The sequence below is a fragment of the Chryseobacterium sp. PCH239 genome, from assembly GCF_018924625.1.
Taxonomy (GTDB): domain Bacteria; phylum Bacteroidota; class Bacteroidia; order Flavobacteriales; family Weeksellaceae; genus Chryseobacterium; species Chryseobacterium cucumeris.
Window position 1 is genome coordinate 409,036 of sequence record NZ_CP073027.1, and the last position, 18,805, is coordinate 427,840.

Here is an 18,805-nt window from a genome sequence, read left to right on the forward strand (position 1 = left end):
ATTTGTTAATTATTTCGAGGTGCAAAAGTAGAAAATATATTTCTTATATGCAAGAGATCTGTGAAATAGTTGATGATTCCTGAGATTAATTATTCTCCTTTGCTATGAATTCCAGCATTCTGTTCATCCTGGTTTCTTATTTCCGTCAAAAAATTCACCTTCAAAACATCATACAAAGAATGTCTGCTTACCAGGATGGAAGCAATAGAAGAGATCATTCCGGCAAGCATCAGATGGAATATCAGGGAATGTCTGTCCGTCATTTCCAGTACAATAATGGCTGAAGTAAACGGAGCCCTTGTTATGCCGGTAAGAAAAGCAACCATTCCTGCCAGAATCACCACATTGGTTTCGTTGGGTGTTAAATGAATAATTCCTGAAATAACAGAACCTATACTTGCTCCCGCAGTAAGAGCCGGAGCAAAAATTCCGCCGGCACCTCCGGAAGTAAAGGAAAGGGCAGGCCCCAGCATTCTCAGAATGGGAACATACCAGTCTTCGTGCTTATCTTTGGTAAAAAGGACACGCTCCATAATTTCTTTTCCCGAACCCAGAATTTCTCTGTTGATAAAATAAGCAATCGAAGCAATAATTAATGCACAAATTACCAGGAATATCACATTGGCCTTATCTGTTTTCAGTTTTTTCTTCTTCCAGCTATTGATTTTAAGCATGGTAACAGATAGCTGGCTGGCCATAATGCCAGCAGTAGCAGCAACTAGTATGATCGGAAGCATAACCATTAAGGAAACATCATTGGTCTTCGGATATCCCAGATATAAATAAGACCCTGCCAATGTTTGTGCTGTAAGACCTGCAATGATTACCGCCGTAAACAAGGCTGTTTTGAAGTAATTGATATGGGTTTTTGACAGCTCTTCCACAGCGAAAACAATTCCTCCCAACGGAGTATTGAACGCTGCAGCAAGTCCTGCTGCCGCTCCCGTCATAATCATATTTTTTTTGGAAATCTTTGGCCACCATTCGGGAAGGTATTCATTCACTTTTCTGAAAACTGAACCCGCAATCTGAATGGTAGGGCCTTCACGTCCTACAGCACCTCCTCCGATGACCAGAATTACGGAGGAAAGGATTTTGAAAAATATAATCTTAATACTTAAAAGATTCCGGATTTTCCTATGTTCTTTCGGATTGGCCAGTTCTACAGCCGCCATCACCTGAGGAATCCCGCTTCCTTTGGCATTGGGAGCAAATTCTTTCACCAGCCACCAGGAAAGTACAAATCCAACAGGTGCAATAATAAAGATCATCCATGCGTGCCAGTCGAAAATGAAATTCATCAGATGTTCGCCCCATGCAAATACCTGTGCGTACATCACAGCAAAAAAGCCTGTTATGACAGATCCTATCCAAAAGGGAATGGCCTGAAGCAGATTATGCTTAAGCTGTTCATTCCGGATATTGTCGAAAGAATTTTTGAGGGATCTTTTTATGAGGGCAAAAATTTTCAGCATCTGCAGGTTTTGAGGGATGAAATTACGGTAAATTTTGGTAATTATATTTCGTTTAAAAACTTTGAGGTGATTTCAGCATTTTCAACCGTAAGAATATCAGGTATACCAAAACTTAAAATGCTGTTTCTGACTTCAAGCTTAAAGCCTTCATCAGAGAAGCTTTTTATTGTTTCTTTTCTTTTTTGGGTTAAAAAGCTCATGGTTTTAAATGAATCACTTCCCACGACATAAAAATCTTTAAAGTCAGGATCTTTAAAATTAATAGAGAAACTGTTGAAGATTCCTGCAATCTTATCCATTAGCTTCTTTTTATTAATGGAAATATACCCAAAATCTTCTTCAAGCTTTTTTAATCCCCAAAGCTGGATAGTGTCATATTTACGATCTAAACGTCCGCCTTTGGAATTTATTCCCACTTTACTGACGATAAAAAGATAGAAAGAGTTATTGCTGTTATTCATATCCTTCACCAGGTAACAGATACGTGGAATAAATAACGGATACATATCAAAAGAGCTGAACTTTTCATATGGGGACTCTTTGACATCAATGACAGTAGTATCGTACGATAGAGAAAGCAGATCATAGATTTCAGTAATGAGTTTTTCATCCTGTTCTGTGAAATCAAAAAACCTTGTGACATCATATTTCCTGTAATCCGGATCCATTTTTCTCAATAATATTTTGTTTAAAAATAATGCTAATCAATCTAATTTCCAAAAAAGTTAGTACAGTATATAAATATTTAAACAATTGATGATTTGATAGGTAATTATTAATTTTGTTGAATATTTGGTATTTATTCAATGAGATATTTAGTGTTTAGGACGTTGTTAAGCTTAAGTAGTAAAAAAACAAAAAACCTTCGAATTTAACCGAAGGTTTTCATTTTATGTGATCAACAATAAGTAAAATTACTTATTACTGATTATTTTATTACTTATATTTCTGTGTTCAGATCCCAGTTTTCAAGGTAGTCGTGAACATGCTTAAGCATCATTCCTCCTAGGGAACCGTCTACCACTCTGTGGTCATAAGAGTGAGACATGAACATTAAGTTTCTGATCGCAATTACATCTCCGTCAGCTGTTTCAAGAACTGCAGGCTTCTTAACGATTGCTCCGATGGCTAAAATAGCTACCTGAGGCTGAGGAATGATCGGTGTACCCATAAGGTTTCCGAAGCTTCCTACGTTAGAAATTGTATAAGTTGCCCCTTGAGTATCCTCTGGTCTCAATTTCTTGTTTCTTGCTCTGTAAGCTAAATCATTGATTGCTTTTGCAAGCCCTGAAAGAGATAACTGATCTGCATTTTTGATAACTGGAACGATAAGGTTTCCGTCCGGAAGGGCAGTAGCCATACCGATGTTGATGTTTTTCTTTTTGATGATGTTTTCACCATTTACAGAAACATTGATCATTGGGAAATCCTGGATTGCCTTCACTACCGCTTTTACGAAAATAGGCATGAAAGTCAGTTTTTCACCTTCACGTTTTTCGAATACAGCTTTGTTTTTATTTCTCCATTTTACAACGTTGGTAACGTCTGTTTCAATGAAAGAAGTAACGTGTGGAGCAATTTGTTTTGCTTTCACCATGTTTTCAGCGATGATCTTTCTCATTCTGTCCATTGGAATGATCTCATCACCTGCACTTACCGGAATAGTAGCTGCCGGAGCTGATACTGCCGGTTGTGGAGCTGAAGCTGTCTGTACCGGAGCAGCCTGCTGAGCTGGCTTGCTTCCTCTGTTAGCAACATATGCTAATATATCTTCTTTGGTAATTCTTCCTTCTAAACCGCTTCCTTTGATAGATTTCAGTTCAGTTTCAGAAATATTTTCCTGTTGTGCGATAGATTTTACAAGTGGAGACAGATAAAGATCTCCTGAGAATTCTACGTTTGAAGCAGCTACTGTCTGTAGAGGCTCTTCAATCGTTTTTAAAGTTTCAGCATCCGGAGTAGCCGCCGGAGTTTCAGTTTTTACTTCTTCTGAAGCTGCGCCTTCTCCTTCAATTTCTAAAATAGCAATGGCTTCACCTACTTTTGCAACTTCATCTTTTTGCTTTAAAATTTTTACAATTTTCCCCGAAACTGGTGTCGGTACGTCTGAATCTACTTTATCTGTTGCAATTTCTACTACGGAGTCATCCTCCTTTACGTTATCACCTTCATTGAATAACCAAGTGATAATTGTCGCTTCCATAACCCCTTCTCCCATGGAAGGAAGCAATAATTTGTATTCTGCCATTTTTGATTTTTAGATTTTGACAAATATATAAAAAAATCGGTTTTTTTAAGAAATATATAATCTTAGCTGAATTCAATATAAATATTTTCTCCCACATTCAGTCCAAACAGGCTTTTAGCGCCGTTTTTCTTGCTTCCTTTGTAGATGGTAAGCTCCAATAACTGACTATCATTGAATATTGCCGCAGACTGTCCGTGGAATTCGGTCTCCCTTTTCCAGTCTGAAACAACTTCTGTATGGCTGGAAAATATTCTTGAAAGGCTTAGATTTCTGAATTTTATGGTAAAACTGTTGTAACCTTTACTGATGTTCTCAAAAAAATCTTTATTGATATTTGATATTATATTTCCGAAATTATCAATATAAGTCACTTCACCAATAATCATCCCTTCCGATTCATTATAAACCGCTCGTGGAAACATAAGTTGTTTTGCGGTGCTTATTTTCCTTCCTATGACTTCAGGAAGTCCGCCATTGGCAAGATGCACTGCTGCAGGAACAAAAATGTCTGTAGAAGTAAAGTTGATAACGTCATCAAAACGATTGTTCAGCGTAAGTTCGTAGATGGCTTCCGGTTTAATATCAAAAAATATAAGGCTCAAAAGGCCGTTGTCTGCCGCCAGGAAGTAAGATCCGTCTGCTTTATAGAGGATATTCTTTCTTGATTTGCTGTAAAAACTGTCTACGGAAAGAATGTGAATGCTTCCTTTGGGAAAATATTTATAAGCATTTCTTACAATATATGAAGTCTGTATAAGATTGAATGCCTGGATTTCGTGGGTGATATCAATAATATTAACCTCAGGGTTTAGAGACAGAATTTTGCCTTTCACAGCAGCAACTCTGTAATCTAAATTTCCGAAATCCGAAGTAAGGGTAATAATTGACATGAGCAATTTATAGAATAGTGTAGTATTGCAAAGTTATTTAAAATAAAAAGAAAGCCCGAAAGATTGTTGAAAAGAATTTGATATAAATTTGAAAAAAAGCTTTAATTTTAAAATCTAAAAATAAAAATACTGCATGTTTGAATTAACATATGATTTGGAAGATATCGATGCGAAAATCTTCTATGGAGTTAATAACCAATATTTCAACTTAATAAAATCAAGCTTTCCAACCATTAAAATTACAGGAAGAGATCATTTTATCTTTGCCATGGGAAATCAGGAAGCTTTAGACATACTGAAACAAAAACTGGATGATATTGTAAGTTTTATCTCCAAAAACAATTCAATAGGGCTGAAAGATGTTGAAAATATATTGAATATTAAAGACGAAAATGAGAAGCAACTGGTATTCGATCAGGATATCATTGTAAAAGGAGTCAACGGAAAAGTTATTAAAGCTAAGACGACCAATCTTAAAAAGCTTGTAAAGGAAACGGAGAAAAAGGACATGGTTTTCGCCATTGGACCTGCAGGTACAGGAAAAACATATACCAGCGTTGCGTTGGCAGCAAGAGCTTTGAGAGATAAAGAAGTAAAAAGAATTATCCTGACAAGACCGGCTGTAGAAGCAGGGGAGAGTCTGGGATTTCTTCCAGGTGATCTTAAAGAAAAGCTGGATCCATATTTACAACCTTTGTATGATGCGCTTCGTGATATGATTCCGCATGAGAAACTGGAAGGTTTCATGGAGAAGAAAGTAATTGAAGTGGCACCATTGGCCTTCATGAGAGGGCGTACACTGGATGATGCTTTTGTGATTCTTGATGAAGCACAGAACACCACCCATGCTCAGATGAAAATGTTCCTTACCAGAATGGGAATGAATGCCAAGTTCATTATCACAGGAGATCCAAGCCAGATTGACCTTCCGAAAAATCAACAATCCGGATTGAAAGAGGCCATGAGAATTTTAAATGGGGTAAAAGAAATCGGATTTGTACATCTTACAGAAGAAGATGTGGTAAGACACCCTGTAGTAAGAAAGATTATCCTTGCTTATAACGACGAAGAGAAAAGACTAAGAAACGACTAATAAAAATGAGTAAAAGTTTCCATTAACCTTTTATTAACCTTAAATAAGTCGGTTAAAATTTGTTAATTTGAAAAAAATAGTTAGTTTTGCACACCTTAAATGTAAAACTAACTAAACATGAAAAAACTTTTACTTGTTGCAGCGGTCGCTGCTATGGGAATTTGTGCCAACGCACAGGAATTTCGATTTGGTCCAAAAGCCGGTTTCGCAATGTCTACTATTAAACTAGACGATAAGCAAGATGATCTTGACGGAAGAAAAATGTCTCCTAAATATACCTTCTATATCGGTGGAATGGCTGAGTACAAATTCAATGATAACTTTGCTGTTCAGGGAGAGGTTTTGTATTCACCGCTTGGAGCTAAAGAAAAGATTGACGGAGTAAACGCTGGAGGAATGTATTTTGGGGAGTCTACTAAAGTAACTTTCGGGACTCTTTTAGTTCCTGTTTCTGCAAAATACTTTATTACAGAAGGTTTCTCTGTAGCTGCAGGTGTTAATGTAGGAATCATTCTTACCGCTAAACAAAAGACTGTCATCGGTTCAGATTTCCTTGATGTAGAAATGGAAGGTGAAGGCGGTGATGTAGATATTAAAAAAGATATCAAATCATTGAACCTTGCTCCGTTCTTAGGTGTTGAATATATGCTGGAAAACGGACTTTTCTTTGATGCAAGATACAGTTTAGGAGTATCCAACCTATCCAATGACAACAGCGGAGGATCTGTAAAAAACAGCTTTGCTCAGGTGGGTGTAGGTTTCAAATTCGGAGGAAACTAATTCTGAAATTTTAGAACCAATTAATAATATAAAGCAGGACAAATTTTGTTCTGCTTTTCCTGTTATAGGGCAGTTTATTCTGATGATAAAAATAATTAGTACTTTTGCACAGTAATTCAAAGCTACTAAAAAAATGAAAAAACTATTATTACTAGGTGCTTTTGCACTTTTAGGAGGTGCTGCTCAGGCGCAGGAAGGTTTTAAAATCGGTGGACATATTGGTGTTCCCGTATCAGATGCAAGTGATGTATCTTCGTTTACATTAGGAGTAGATGCAGCTTATATGTGGAATATTGCTAAAGGTCTTGACCTTGGGGTAACCACAGGATATTCTCATTTCTTCGGAAAAGATCACTTTGATGATTTCGGATTTGTTCCTGTAGCTGTTTCCGGGAAATATAGATTTAAAGGAGCTCCAATCTTTGTAGGGTTAGATCTTGGATATGGTATTTCTACAAAGGATGGAGTAGATGGCGGTTTCTATGCACAGCCTAAATTTGGATATCAAATGTCTAAAGGGGAGTTGTACATCGGTTACCAATCTATCAGCAATAAGCGTGACCTACCGGGATGGGGAAGCTATAGCTGGAATGTAGGAGCTGTTAACATTGGTTATAACTTCTTCTTGAAATAAGAAAAAGCAATTGCATATGAAAACTCCGGCCAAAGGCCGGAGTTTTTTGATTACTTATATATAGACTATACGGATTTCTGATCAGAAATTTTTAATAGAGTGGATGTATAACGATTAGAAATATGTGAAAATAGTCTTAAATAATAAACGATTGTTTAAATTTTAAGAGTTAATAACTTTAAAATTAGTAATTTAGGTTAATTAATTTTATCATTTTTCCAGGATTCATGAGGTTTTAGAAAAAATCAGAAAATTTAAAAAAGTAAATATATTTGAGTGTTGTTGAAAAAAAATAATTTTTTTATTCATAATATTGTGAAAAACTCAATAACATCTCTTAACTATGATTTATTTTTACAAAACCTTAAATTTTAACAATGATATTAATCACATTAACAAATTTTAATATTAGTGGTGACCACTGTAAATTTGCCCTCAGAAAGTATTAAAATTTTTTAAAATGAAAAAAATATTATTAGCGGGTGCTGTTGCACTTTTCGGTTTGTCAAACGCTCAGATTGCTAAAGGAACTACATATTTATCAGGATCTGTTGGTTATTCTCAAGTAGAAACTAACAACGGTAACCTTAAAACTGAAAACTTCAACGTATTACCTACAGTTGGATATTTCGTTAACACTAACTTAGCAATCGGATTAGGTGTAGGATACCAAACTGAAAAAACTACAACTACTACGACTACAACTATCGGAAACGCTACAACTGTAAGCGAAAATGTAATTAAGCAACCAGCTTTCGTTGTTGCTCCATTCGTAAGAAAATACTGGACTTTGTCTGACAAGTTGTATATCTTCGGACAATTAGCAGTTCCAATGCAGTTTGGAAAAACTGAAAATGAAAACAGCTCTGTAACTACAGCTGGAAACACTACAATTTCTAACTCTACTTCTACTGAAGCTAAATACACTCAAATCGGTGTAACTGTTAAGCCAGGTTTAGATTATTTCTTAAACAAAAACTGGTCTATCGAAGCTACTATCGGTGAGTTCGGTTATAGCAACTACAAGCCAAAAGATGGTGATGCTACAAACAACTACAACTTCGGATTGAATTTATCTTCTGTAACTTTCGGAGTTAAATATGTATTTGCAAAATAATAAACAAAGCATATAGCAAGAAAGCCCTGAGAAACTCTTAGGGCTTTTTTGCTATACAAAACTAATATAATAATCATGAAAAAAATCGTATTGATGGGTGCTGTGGCGCTTTTCGGTTTATCTAATGCACAGATTGCAAAAGGAACTTCTTATCTTTCAGGTCAGGTAGGATATTATCACAATGAGAAAAACGAATTTGAAACCAATATAAAGGATGATGTGATCAGAATCCTTCCTACAGCAGGGTATTTCGTTACTAATAATCTAGCCGTGGGACTTGGTATAGGCTATAAAAGTGCTGTTACAAAATACAAATTGGGAAATCCTGCCATAAGTAATGCATTTGAAGTTAAATATACAGATAATGCTTTTGTGGTAGCTCCATTCGTGAGAAAATACTGGACTTTGTCTGATAAATTATACATCTTCGGACAGTTACAGGTTCCATTGGAGTTTGGTAAGGAAAAAATGAATGCAAAAAGTAATATTAACGATGCAGACCCTTTACTTACAGCTGCCTTGAACAGCGAAAATAACTATACCAATATTGGAGTCAATATTAAACCAGGTCTGGACTATTTCCTGACTAAGAACTGGTCAATTGAAGCTACAATAGGAGAATTCGGGTACAATACTCACAAAAGAGATATTGACGGGGCAAAAAGAACTGATGATTACAAATTTGGAATCAGTTTGACTTCCGTGGCTTTTGGAGTTAAATATGTATTTGCAAAATAATAAATAAAATAGATATATTAGCCCTGAGATAGATGTCTTAGGGCTTCTTTACTATAAAACTAATTAATAATAATCATGAAAAAAATCTTATTAGCATCAGCGATTGCTTTATTTACAGGCTTAAATGCGCAGACGACATTCGGGGTAAAGGCCGGTTATGCCTTATCAAAACTGAATTCCAATGAAAATGATTTTGAAATGGGAGGAATAGAAGGAGGTTTGAAATCCAAATCAGGCTTTTATATCGGAGGTTTGGTTGAGCATAAATTCAACAACAAATTTGCCATTCAGGGAGAGGTAGAATATGCTAACCTTGGAGGAAAAGCAGAGGTTTCAATGTCGGGTATTACCGTAACTGAAAAAATGAACCTTAACAGAATTGTAATTCCTGTGTCTGCAAGATATTATGCAACCCCTGAATTAGGAATTTATGCAGGTCCATACGTGAGTTTTAAGACCAGTAACAAGGTGAAATTTGAAATGAGCGGCCCAAATGCAGGTATGGCAGATCCTTCAGGAATCAGAGAAGGAGAGCGTTATGTAGAAAGATATTTGAATGATACGTTGAAGTCTACAGACTTTGGTTTGTTCTTAGGAGCAGATTACGCAATTTATAAAGGATTATTTGTGGATGCACGTTATAGTTTCGGTCTTACCAATATGATCAAAAATCCAGTGGATGGTGAAACTTTAAAAATGAATTTCTTTCAGTTAGGCGTAGGATACAAGTTTAAATAAACAGATCCCAATATAAAAACAAAAAACTCTCAGAAATTCTGAGAGTTTTTTTATGAATGATTTTTGATTTTCTTATTTTCCAAACATTCCACCCATTCCAGGCATATTCGGCATTTTGCTCATCATCTGCATCATTTGCTTTCCTTGAGGTCCCTGCATCATCTTCATCATTTTACCCATCTGATCGAACTGTTTCATCAATTGGTTCACATCTTCGATTTTTCTTCCGGAACCTTTAGCAATTCTTCCTTTTCTCTGTGTATTGATGATAGAAGGTCTTCTTCTTTCTTCAGGAGTCATAGAGTAGATGATCGCTTCAATATGCTTGAATGCATCATCACTGATTTCTACGTCTTTAATCGCTTTTCCAACTCCAGGAATCATTCCCATCAAATCCTTCATGTTACCCATTTTCTTGATTTGATTGATCTGCTTAAGGAAATCGTCAAAACCGAACTCGTTTTTAGCAATTTTTTTATGAAGTTTTTTAGCTTCTTCTTCGTCAAACTGCTCCTGAGCTCTTTCTACTAAGGAAACAACGTCTCCCATTCCCAGGATTCTGTCTGCCATTCTTTCCGGATAGAAAAGATCCAAAGCTTCCATTTTTTCTCCTGTAGAGATAAACTTGATTGGTTTTTCAACAACAGAACGGATCGTTAAAGCCGCTCCACCACGAGTATCACCATCTAGTTTCGTTAAAACAACTCCGTCAAAGTTCAAAGCATCGTTGAATGCCTTTGCTGTATTCACAGCATCCTGACCTGTCATGGAGTCTACTACGAAAAGTGTTTCCTGAGGTTTGATGAAATAATGTACGGATTTGATCTCGTTCATCATCTGCTCATCAATAGCTAAACGACCTGCCGTATCCACAATCACAACATCATGACCGTTTGATTTTGCGAAATTGATAGCGTTTTCAGCAATAGTAGATGGATTGGTAGCGCCTTCTTCGGTATAAACAGGAACTTTGATCTGTCCACCCAATACTTTCAGCTGGTCAATTGCTGCAGGACGATATACGTCACATGCTACCAATAATGGTTTTTTATTTCTTTTTGTCTGTAAATAATTAGCAAGTTTTCCTGAGAAAGTCGTCTTACCAGATCCCTGAAGACCGGCAATAAGGATTACAGTAGGTTTTCCTGAAAGATTGATTCCTTCCTGAGAACCTCCCATTAGGTCTACCAGTTCATCATGAACAATTTTCGTCATCAGCTGTCCCGGAGTAAGGGAAGTAAGAACGTTTTCTCCTAATGCTTTATCCTGAACTCTCTTTGTAAGATCTTTCGCAACTTTATAGTTAACGTCGGCATCTACCAATGCTCTACGGATCTCCTTTACGGTTTCCGCCACATTGATTTCAGTAATTTTTCCTCTTCCGGAAATATTGTGTAATGCCTTGTCTAATTTATCCTGTAAACTATTAAACATATTTATTGTAAATTATAGGTTTGCAAAAATAAGGAATTTTTAGGATATCCAAAGTGTTTGAACACGTAATATTATATATATACGTAATATTATTACAAAGAAGAAAAAATGATAAATATCAAATCATAGTATAATACGATAGAAAAAGTCTATTTTTGCGATCAATTAAAATATAGAATGAAAATTAATCCCAATATTCTTGTTGTCGTTTTATTCTTTCTGACCTTCCTGGTGCATTTTTCCCTATGGAAATTTGTTTTTCACCTGGATGAGATAGTGATCATTAAATTTTACCTTTTTTTAAGTGTCATGTTTATGATGATGATCACCCTTATTATCTTAATCAATAGAGTAGCACCGGAATTTTTAGGATTGTCTGTTATTGGTTTGATCCTTTTAAAATTCGGTTTGATGTACTTAATCAGAAAAAAACTGAACTTTGAAGTGATTCCCGGCTACAAATTCCATTTTATCATGCCTTATTTTGTCCTGACAGCACTGCTTACATACTATGCCATCAAGCTGATTAATCATGATAAAAAACAGTAAAATTATTTATTGAAACTAGAAAAAATATCATATTTTTGCACAACGAAAAAAACCTATCAATGTTTAAGAAATTCGCAGTTTTATTCTACAGTATTTTTGTATTAAACTTAGTGTCTGCACAGCATGGTGAAGCTACTGCTGGGGCAGCTCCTGCTCAAGAGCTTTCAGAGAAAGACAAAGTAAGCAAAGAAAACAAGGAGTTCATCGATCATCACTTATTAGATGCACATGATTTCACATTGATGGTTGATAAAGATGGTCACCACATCGGTTTCCCTCTTCCTGTTATTATCTATGATAACGGTTTTCACTCTTTCATGAGTAACAAAGAAGGGTTTATGCATGGTGAGCCTACTGAAGTGGATGGTTCTTTTTATGTGTTGCACCATGAGAAAATCTATAAGACTGATGCAGCTGGAACTTTAACACTTGGTGAAGACGGTCATCCAACTAACGTGAAACCTTTAGACCTTTCTATTACAAAAAGTGTATTGATTATTTTATTAGTGTCAATCTTTATGTTTGTATTATTTGTTGGAATGGCTAAATCTTATAAGAAGTCAGCAGTTCCTACAGGAGCGGCAAGATTCTTAGAACCATTAATTATCTTTGTAAGAGACGAAGTTGCTATTCCTAATATCGGACATAAGTATAAGAGATTCATGGGGTATTTATTAACAGTGTTTTTCTTTATTCTTTTCCTTAACGTTCTTGGATTAATGCCTTTCGGAATTAATGTTACAGGTAATATTACAATGACATTCTTCCTGGCTATTCTTACGTATTTGATTACGACATTCTCAGCGAACAAAGATTACTGGAAACATATCTTCTGGATGCCAGGAGTACCGGTTCCGATGAAGTTGATCATGCTTCCAATCGAATTATTAGGAACAATCACTAAGCCATTCGCATTGATGATCCGACTTTTCGCTAACATGACAGCAGGACACATTGTAGTAATGAGTTTGATCGGATTGATTTACGTATTCAAGAATTTTATCGCAGGTGTTGCATTCCCATTCTTAACATTAGTAATTTATTTACTGGAAGTACTGGTAGCATTCCTACAGGCTTATATCTTTACTATGTTATCTGCGCTGTTCATTGGAATGGCAGTAGAAGAGCACGAGCACGAACATCATGCAGCTCACTAATTGAAATTATAAATTAAAGTAAAACAAATTTTTTAAAATTATATATTATGGAAATCCCTAAAATTGTAGGTGCTGGTATCGTAGTACTAGGTGTAGGTATCGGTCTTGGTAAAATCGGAGCTGCTGCTCTTGAAGCTATCGCTAGACAACCTGAGCAATCTGGAAAAATCCAAACAGCTATGCTTATCGCAGCTGCACTTGTAGAAGGTGTTGCGTTTGCTGCTCTATTTGCAGTAAACTAATTAAAATCAGACCATTATCTGTGACGGTTGGTTACAGGTAATGGTTCTTTAAAAAAAGTAATAATTATTTATACATTTATATAATGGAATTAATTCATCAGTTTTCATCAGGATTATTTATTATCCAGTCTGTTATTTTTCTAGCATTATTATTTTTGTTAGGTAAATTCGCTTGGAAACCTATTTTAAAGTCTATCAATGACAGAGAAACATCTATTGTTGACGCTCTTAATCAAGCTAAATTAGCTAGAAAAGAAATGGAAACTTTAAAAGAGGATAACGAAAGAATCATTCGTGAAGCTAAAATCGAAAGAGATGCGATCCTTAAAGAAGCCAGAGAGATTAAAGACAGAATCGTAGGGGAAGCTAAAGATGTTGCTAAAGCTGAAGGAGACAAAATGATCGAAGCTGCTAAACAGACTATCAACGCTGAGAAAAATGCTGCAATGGCAGACATCAAAACTCAAATCGGTACTTTATCTGTAAACATTGCTGAGTCTATCTTGAAGCAAAAGCTGGACAATAGCGAAGCTCAAAACGAATTAGTTCAAAATTATTTAAACAAATCAAACCTTAACTAAGAATGCTTACATCTAAAGTAGCTAAAAGATACGCACAAGGTTTACTTGACTTCACCAACGAATCAGGTCAAACGGCTACTGTATTTTCTGAAATGAAAGATGTAGTAAAGATCATGAAAGAGTCTGCGGACTTAAATAAATTTTTCATGACTCCTTATATCGATTCTAAAAAGAAAATAGAAGTAGCAAACGAAATTTTCAAAGGTTTATCTGTTTCTTCTCAGAACCTGATCAGATTGGTTATTAAGCACGGACGTGAAAACCAATTGAAAAATATCGCTCAGGAATTCATCAACAAAGTTGAAGACCTTAGTGGTATACAGAGAGTGACACTTACAACAGCAACTCCGCTTTCAAAAGAAAACCTTGACCAGATTTTAAGATCTACCAATCTTGTAAATGCTGATTCAAACTTTGATCTGAAAGTAAATGTGAAGCCTGAAATTCTTGGAGGATATGTTCTGAGAGTAGGTGACCAGCAGATAGATGCATCTGTGAAGACAAAATTGAACCAAGTTAAAAAAGATTTCCAATTAAATTAAGAAAAACAACCATACAATGGCAGAAATAAATCCGGCAGAAGTATCTGCGATCTTAAAACAGCAATTGGCCAACTTCGATACTCAATCCAACGTTGAGGAAGTAGGTACAGTTTTAACCATCGGTGATGGTATTGCTCGTGTATACGGGTTAGAAAACGTACAATACGGAGAGTTGGTGAAATTTTCTAGTGATGTAGAAGGTATTGTACTTAACCTTGAAGAAGACAACGTGGGAGTTGCTCTACTTGGTGAAAGTAAATTAGTAAAAGAAGGTGATACAGTAAGAAGAACAAACAGAATCTCTTCTATCAAAGTAGGAGAAGGTATGTTAGGAAGAGTAGTAGATACTCTTGGTAACCCAATCGATGGTAAAGGTCCTATTACTGGGGATTTATACGAAATGCCATTGGAAAGAAAGGCTCCTGGAGTTATCTTCAGACAGCCGGTAACTGAGCCTTTACAGTCTGGTATCGTGGCAATTGATGCGATGATCCCTGTAGGAAGAGGTCAGAGAGAGCTTATCATTGGTGACAGACAAACAGGTAAAACTACTGTTGCTATCGATACGATCATCAACCAAAAAGAATTCTTTGATGCTGGTAAACCAGTATATTGTATATATGTTGCTATCGGTCAGAAAGCTTCTACTGTAGCACAAATCGTTAAAACACTTTCTGATAAAGGAGCTTTAGCTTATACGGTAATCGTTGCAGCTAACGCATCAGATCCGGTTCCAATGCAGGTATACTCTGCAATGGCAGGAGCTTCTATCGGTGAGTTCTTCAGAGACACTGGTAGACCGGCACTTATCGTTTATGATGATTTATCTAAACAAGCTGTTGCTTACCGTGAGCTTTCTCTACTATTGAGAAGACCACCGGGCCGTGAAGCTTACCCTGGAGACGTTTTCTACCTTCACTCAAGACTATTGGAAAGAGCTGCAAAAGTAATCGCTGATGACGAAATTGCTAAGCAAATGAACGATTTGCCAGAATCTCTTAAGCCAATTGTAAAAGGTGGTGGTTCATTAACAGCCCTTCCGATTATCGAAACTCAGGCTGGTGACGTTTCTGCTTATATCCCTACAAACGTAATCTCTATTACAGACGGACAGATCTTCCTGGAGTCTGATCTATTCAACTCAGGGGTTCGTCCTGCAATCAACGTAGGTATCTCTGTATCAAGGGTAGGAGGTAACGCTCAGATCAAATCAATGAAGAAAGTATCTGGTACATTGAAGCTTGACCAGGCTCAATATAAAGAACTAGAAGCGTTTGCTAAATTCGGTTCTGACCTTGATGCTTCTACTTTAGCAGTAATCTCTAAAGGAGAAAGAAACGTAGAAATCCTTAAGCAACCGGTAAACGCACCACTTCCTGTAGAAAGTCAGGTAGCGATCGTATACGCCGGAACAGAAAACTTAATGAGAAACGTTCCATTGAACAAGATTAAAGAATTCCAACACGAATATATCGAGTTCCTTAAATCTAAGCACCCGGATACAATGGCTGCTATTAAGTCTGGAAAAATCGATAACGATATTACAGGTGTTCTTAAGCAGGCAGCTAACGATTTAGCTTCTAAATACAACTAAAAAATTCAATGTTTAAGGTTTGAAATATAGTGTTTTAAACCTTAAACTTTAGACCTTAAACTTTGAACCCAAATTAATGGCAAACTTAAAAGAAATACGAGGCAGAATTACGTCAATTTCATCTACGATGCAGATTACACGTGCTATGAAGATGGTTTCCGCAGCGAAACTTAAAAAAGCACAGGACGCAATCGTAATGTTAAGACCTTATTCTGAAAAATTACAGGAGCTTATCCAGAATGTAAATTCTAGCTCTGATCCTGATCAGATTTCTGTATATGCTCAGAAAAGAGAGGTTAAAAGAGTATTATTCATCGCTGTTACTTCAAACAGAGGTCTTGCGGGAGCTTTTAACTCTTCTATCGTAAAAGAGCTTAACCTTCAGTTTCAGAACAACGCCCAGTACGAGGTTGAAGTTCTTCCTGTAGGTAAAAAAGTATATGATGCTGTAAGAAAAAGCCGTACGGTATATACTAACGGAAGTACTGTATATGATAATCTGAACTTTGATGCTGTTGCTCATATCACTGAAGGAGTAATGACAAGCTTCAAAGAAGGTAAATTTGACGAAGTTTATGTTATCTATAACAAATTCGTGAATGCAGCTACTCAGGAAGTAACTACAGAACAGCTTCTTCCAATCTCAATGCCGGAAAACACTGAGCCACAGGTTGAAACAGATTATATCTTTGAACCTAACAGAGCTGAAATCCTGGACAATTTGATTCCAAAGTCTATCAAAACTCAGGTTTTCAAAGCCATCTTAGATTCAGTAGCATCTGAGCACGGAGCGAGAATGACGGCAATGCACAAAGCAACAGACAACGCTCAGGCTTTAAAGAATGATCTAGTGATCTTCTACAACAAAGCAAGACAGGCTGCAATTACCAATGAAATCCTGGAAATTGTTTCCGGAGCAGAAGCTTTGAAAAATTCATAAAGAATTATTTTATCATACAATTAAAAGCACCGATCATTTCGGTGCTTTTGTGTTTATAAAGGGCTGAAACAGCCATTGGCTATTCAAAAATTCCGTTTTTATCAGAAAATGAGTAGGTGTTCCAATTATTTTTTTTATTTAAAAATAGCTGTATTATATCAAGTCATATTTTATTAAGAAAATTCCTTCATCGAAATAATCAATCCCAGATTCAGGCAGGTTATTTTTATTTTACATATCTTTGTAGCTAATAAAATTTATACAACCTCTAAATGGACTCGGACATAGTCAGGCTTTTGCTGGCCTTATTTCTTGTTTTACTAAATGGCTTCTTCGTAGCCGCAGAATTTTCAATTGTTAAAGTTCGTTATTCACAAATTCAGTTAAAAGCTGCAGAAGGAAACTCTATGGCTAAGCAGGCAGAACATATCATCAAACATCTTGATGAATATCTTTCCGCTACACAATTAGGAATTACATTGGCATCCCTTGCCCTTGGTTGGGTAGGAGAAAGTGCCCTGCATCATATTGTCGAAAATATTTTCACGTCTTTGAGCATTAATCTGACTCAGACAACCATTACTACCATTTCGGTGGTAACAAGTTTTGTATTGATTACCATCATGCACATTGTGTTTGGTGAGCTTATTCCAAAATCAATCGCTATCAGAAAATCTGAATCAACGACAATGGCAACAGCGGTTCCGTTGAGAGTTTTCTATACGATTTTTAAACCGTTTATCTGGTTGATGAATTCCATGTCAAATGGTTTCCTTAGACTCGTAAAAATTCATCCCGCTTCCGAACAGGAAATTCACTCTACGGAAGAACTTCAGCTTTTGGTAAAGCAAAGTGCAGACAGTGGAGAAATTGAAGAAGAGAACTATGAGATCATCAAAAATGCATTTGATTTTACAGATCACTCTGCCAAGCAGATCATGGTTCCAAGACAGAATATTACTTCCATAGACTTTGAGGAAGATGTCAATGATATTATCAACAAAATAATGGACAGCGGTTACTCACGTATTCCTGTATATATTGATTCTATTGATAATGTGATCGGAATTTTCTACACAAAGGAAATTATAAGAGAATTTGTGAAGAGAAAAGGGGATCTGGATCATGAAGACCTTAAAGATTTAATGCGTGATGCCTTCTTCGTGGTGGAAAGTAAAAAAGTTTCAGACTTACTGAAGACTTTCCAGCTTAAAAAACAACATATTGCTATTGTTATCGACGAATTTGGTGGAACAGAAGGAATTATTACACTCGAAGATATTCTGGAAGAACTTGTGGGAGAAATTCAGGATGAAGAAGATGATGAAGAAAAAATAGTTGATAAAATAGCGGACAATACCTATTGGGTGCAGGCCACTCAGCCTTTGGACGAAATCAACGAATTCCTTCCTAAAAAACTTCCTCTTTCCGAAGAAAGCGAGTACAACTCACTAGCAGGATTTATTCTTTATGAGCTTGAAGAAATTCCTGAAGAAAACCAGGAGTTTGATCTTGAAGATTATCACTTCAAAATTCTTAAAATGAATAACAAAAGTGTGGAACTTGTGGAACTGATTTATCAGGAACCTAATGCTATAGATAATCTGGCAGACAAAATAGGAGAAGTTTAAAAGAATGAGAATGAATTTTTATAACAGCATAAAAGATTACGAAAACCCGAAACGTCAGTACGAAGAAGAAGTTCTCGTTTTAGATGATACGGATGAAGTTTATAAACTGGTACTGCATAACGATGATATTCATACTTTTGATTATGTAATAGACTGTCTGATCGAAATATGCAAACATACCCTGGAACAGGCTGAACAATGTACAATCCTTGTTCATTATAAAGGCAAGTGTACCGTAAAAACCGGCTCAATGGACGTTTTGAAGCCTATGCACGAAAAATTAATTTCGCGTGAATTAACAAGCGAAATCGTATAAAATAAAATCCGACAAAGTAATTGTCGGATTTTTTTATTAAATCAAGAGCGTAAATTTGAGTAATAACAATAAATCATAAAGACTGACAGCTTTCCCGAAAATATTT

20 protein-coding genes are annotated in these 18,805 nt (G+C 36.1%); 15 read left to right on the forward strand and 5 right to left on the reverse strand.

Going from position 1 to position 18,805, the window contains the following annotated elements; genetic code table 11:
- Positions 1-89 precede the first annotated feature (89 nt).
- The 4 genes from KBP46_RS02000 to KBP46_RS02015 all read right to left on the reverse strand — a co-directional run bounded on the left by KBP46_RS02000 (position 90) and on the right by KBP46_RS02015 (position 4,613).
- Positions 90-1,475 carry a chloride channel protein gene (locus KBP46_RS02000; RefSeq protein WP_216444502.1) on the reverse strand — a complete coding sequence of 462 codons (1,386 nt, stop codon included), beginning with the start codon at positions 1,473-1,475 and terminating at the stop codon, positions 90-92.
- Between the two features lie 41 nt (positions 1,476-1,516).
- Positions 1,517-2,152, reverse strand: a complete 636-nt coding sequence (locus tag KBP46_RS02005) for a hypothetical protein (RefSeq protein WP_216444503.1) — start codon at positions 2,150-2,152, stop codon at positions 1,517-1,519.
- Between the two features lie 263 nt (positions 2,153-2,415).
- Positions 2,416-3,723 carry a dihydrolipoamide acetyltransferase family protein gene (locus tag KBP46_RS02010; protein ID WP_120231367.1) on the reverse strand — a complete coding sequence of 436 codons (1,308 nt, stop codon included), beginning with the start codon at positions 3,721-3,723 and terminating at the stop codon, positions 2,416-2,418.
- A 62-nt stretch (positions 3,724-3,785) separates the two neighbouring features.
- Positions 3,786-4,613, reverse strand: a complete 828-nt coding sequence (locus tag KBP46_RS02015; RefSeq protein WP_062675025.1) for an S-adenosyl-l-methionine hydroxide adenosyltransferase family protein — start codon at positions 4,611-4,613, stop codon at positions 3,786-3,788.
- Positions 4,614-4,746: 133 nt separating this feature from the next.
- Between KBP46_RS02015 and KBP46_RS02020 the strand changes: the two genes are divergently transcribed.
- The 6 genes from KBP46_RS02020 (at position 4,747) to KBP46_RS02045 (ending at position 9,713) form a co-directional block, all read left to right on the forward strand.
- Complete coding sequence (locus tag KBP46_RS02020; protein ID WP_002979097.1) at positions 4,747-5,706, forward strand: PhoH family protein; 960 nt, start codon at positions 4,747-4,749, stop codon at positions 5,704-5,706.
- A gap of 117 nt (positions 5,707-5,823) precedes the next feature.
- The gene (locus tag KBP46_RS02025; protein ID WP_120231366.1) at positions 5,824-6,486 is read left to right on the forward strand and encodes a porin family protein; all 663 of its coding nucleotides are present in this window, start codon (positions 5,824-5,826) and stop codon (positions 6,484-6,486) included.
- Positions 6,487-6,619: 133 nt separating this feature from the next.
- Positions 6,620-7,120 (forward strand): hypothetical protein, encoded by a 501-nt coding sequence (locus KBP46_RS02030; protein WP_079241869.1) that lies wholly within the window; start codon positions 6,620-6,622, stop codon positions 7,118-7,120.
- Positions 7,121-7,580: 460 nt separating this feature from the next.
- Complete coding sequence (locus KBP46_RS02035; RefSeq protein WP_062675019.1) at positions 7,581-8,237, forward strand: outer membrane protein; 657 nt, start codon at positions 7,581-7,583, stop codon at positions 8,235-8,237.
- 75 nt (positions 8,238-8,312) lie between these two features.
- Entirely contained in the window at positions 8,313-8,975 is a 663-nt protein-coding gene (locus KBP46_RS02040) for an outer membrane beta-barrel protein (RefSeq protein ID WP_216444504.1), read from the forward strand.
- Between the two features lie 75 nt (positions 8,976-9,050).
- On the forward strand, positions 9,051-9,713 hold the full coding sequence (locus KBP46_RS02045; protein WP_216444505.1) for a porin family protein: 663 nt from the start codon (positions 9,051-9,053) through the stop codon (positions 9,711-9,713).
- 72 nt (positions 9,714-9,785) lie between these two features.
- On the opposite strand, the gene ffh is transcribed toward KBP46_RS02045, so the two are convergent.
- A complete protein-coding gene (gene ffh, locus KBP46_RS02050) occupies positions 9,786-11,147 on the reverse strand; it encodes a signal recognition particle protein (RefSeq protein ID WP_062675013.1) in 1,362 nt (453 codons plus the stop codon).
- A gap of 177 nt (positions 11,148-11,324) precedes the next feature.
- Between ffh and KBP46_RS02055 the strand changes: the two genes are divergently transcribed.
- The 9 genes from KBP46_RS02055 to KBP46_RS02095 all read left to right on the forward strand — a co-directional run bounded on the left by KBP46_RS02055 (position 11,325) and on the right by KBP46_RS02095 (position 18,699).
- Positions 11,325-11,696, forward strand: a complete 372-nt coding sequence (locus tag KBP46_RS02055; protein WP_041461471.1) for a hypothetical protein — start codon at positions 11,325-11,327, stop codon at positions 11,694-11,696.
- Between the two features lie 59 nt (positions 11,697-11,755).
- Complete coding sequence (gene atpB / locus KBP46_RS02060) at positions 11,756-12,853, forward strand: F0F1 ATP synthase subunit A (protein ID WP_123279856.1); 1,098 nt, start codon at positions 11,756-11,758, stop codon at positions 12,851-12,853.
- Positions 12,854-12,900: 47 nt separating this feature from the next.
- On the forward strand, positions 12,901-13,095 hold the full coding sequence (gene atpE, locus KBP46_RS02065; protein ID WP_002979108.1) for an ATP synthase F0 subunit C: 195 nt from the start codon (positions 12,901-12,903) through the stop codon (positions 13,093-13,095).
- A gap of 83 nt (positions 13,096-13,178) precedes the next feature.
- Positions 13,179-13,676, forward strand: coding sequence for a F0F1 ATP synthase subunit B (locus tag KBP46_RS02070; RefSeq protein WP_002979110.1), 498 nt, complete (start codon positions 13,179-13,181; stop codon positions 13,674-13,676).
- A 2-nt stretch (positions 13,677-13,678) separates the two neighbouring features.
- Positions 13,679-14,218 (forward strand): ATP synthase F1 subunit delta, encoded by a 540-nt coding sequence (atpH, locus tag KBP46_RS02075; RefSeq protein WP_123279855.1) that lies wholly within the window; start codon positions 13,679-13,681, stop codon positions 14,216-14,218.
- A 16-nt stretch (positions 14,219-14,234) separates the two neighbouring features.
- Positions 14,235-15,812, forward strand: a complete 1,578-nt coding sequence (gene atpA, locus KBP46_RS02080) for a F0F1 ATP synthase subunit alpha (protein WP_034695418.1) — start codon at positions 14,235-14,237, stop codon at positions 15,810-15,812.
- 76 nt (positions 15,813-15,888) lie between these two features.
- Positions 15,889-16,752 (forward strand): ATP synthase F1 subunit gamma, encoded by an 864-nt coding sequence (gene atpG, locus KBP46_RS02085; protein ID WP_062675004.1) that lies wholly within the window; start codon positions 15,889-15,891, stop codon positions 16,750-16,752.
- Between the two features lie 272 nt (positions 16,753-17,024).
- Positions 17,025-18,383 carry a hemolysin family protein gene (locus KBP46_RS02090; RefSeq protein ID WP_062675002.1) on the forward strand — a complete coding sequence of 453 codons (1,359 nt, stop codon included), beginning with the start codon at positions 17,025-17,027 and terminating at the stop codon, positions 18,381-18,383.
- Positions 18,384-18,393: 10 nt separating this feature from the next.
- Positions 18,394-18,699, forward strand: coding sequence for an ATP-dependent Clp protease adaptor ClpS (locus KBP46_RS02095; RefSeq protein WP_099049883.1), 306 nt, complete (start codon positions 18,394-18,396; stop codon positions 18,697-18,699).
- Positions 18,700-18,805 lie beyond the last annotated feature (106 nt).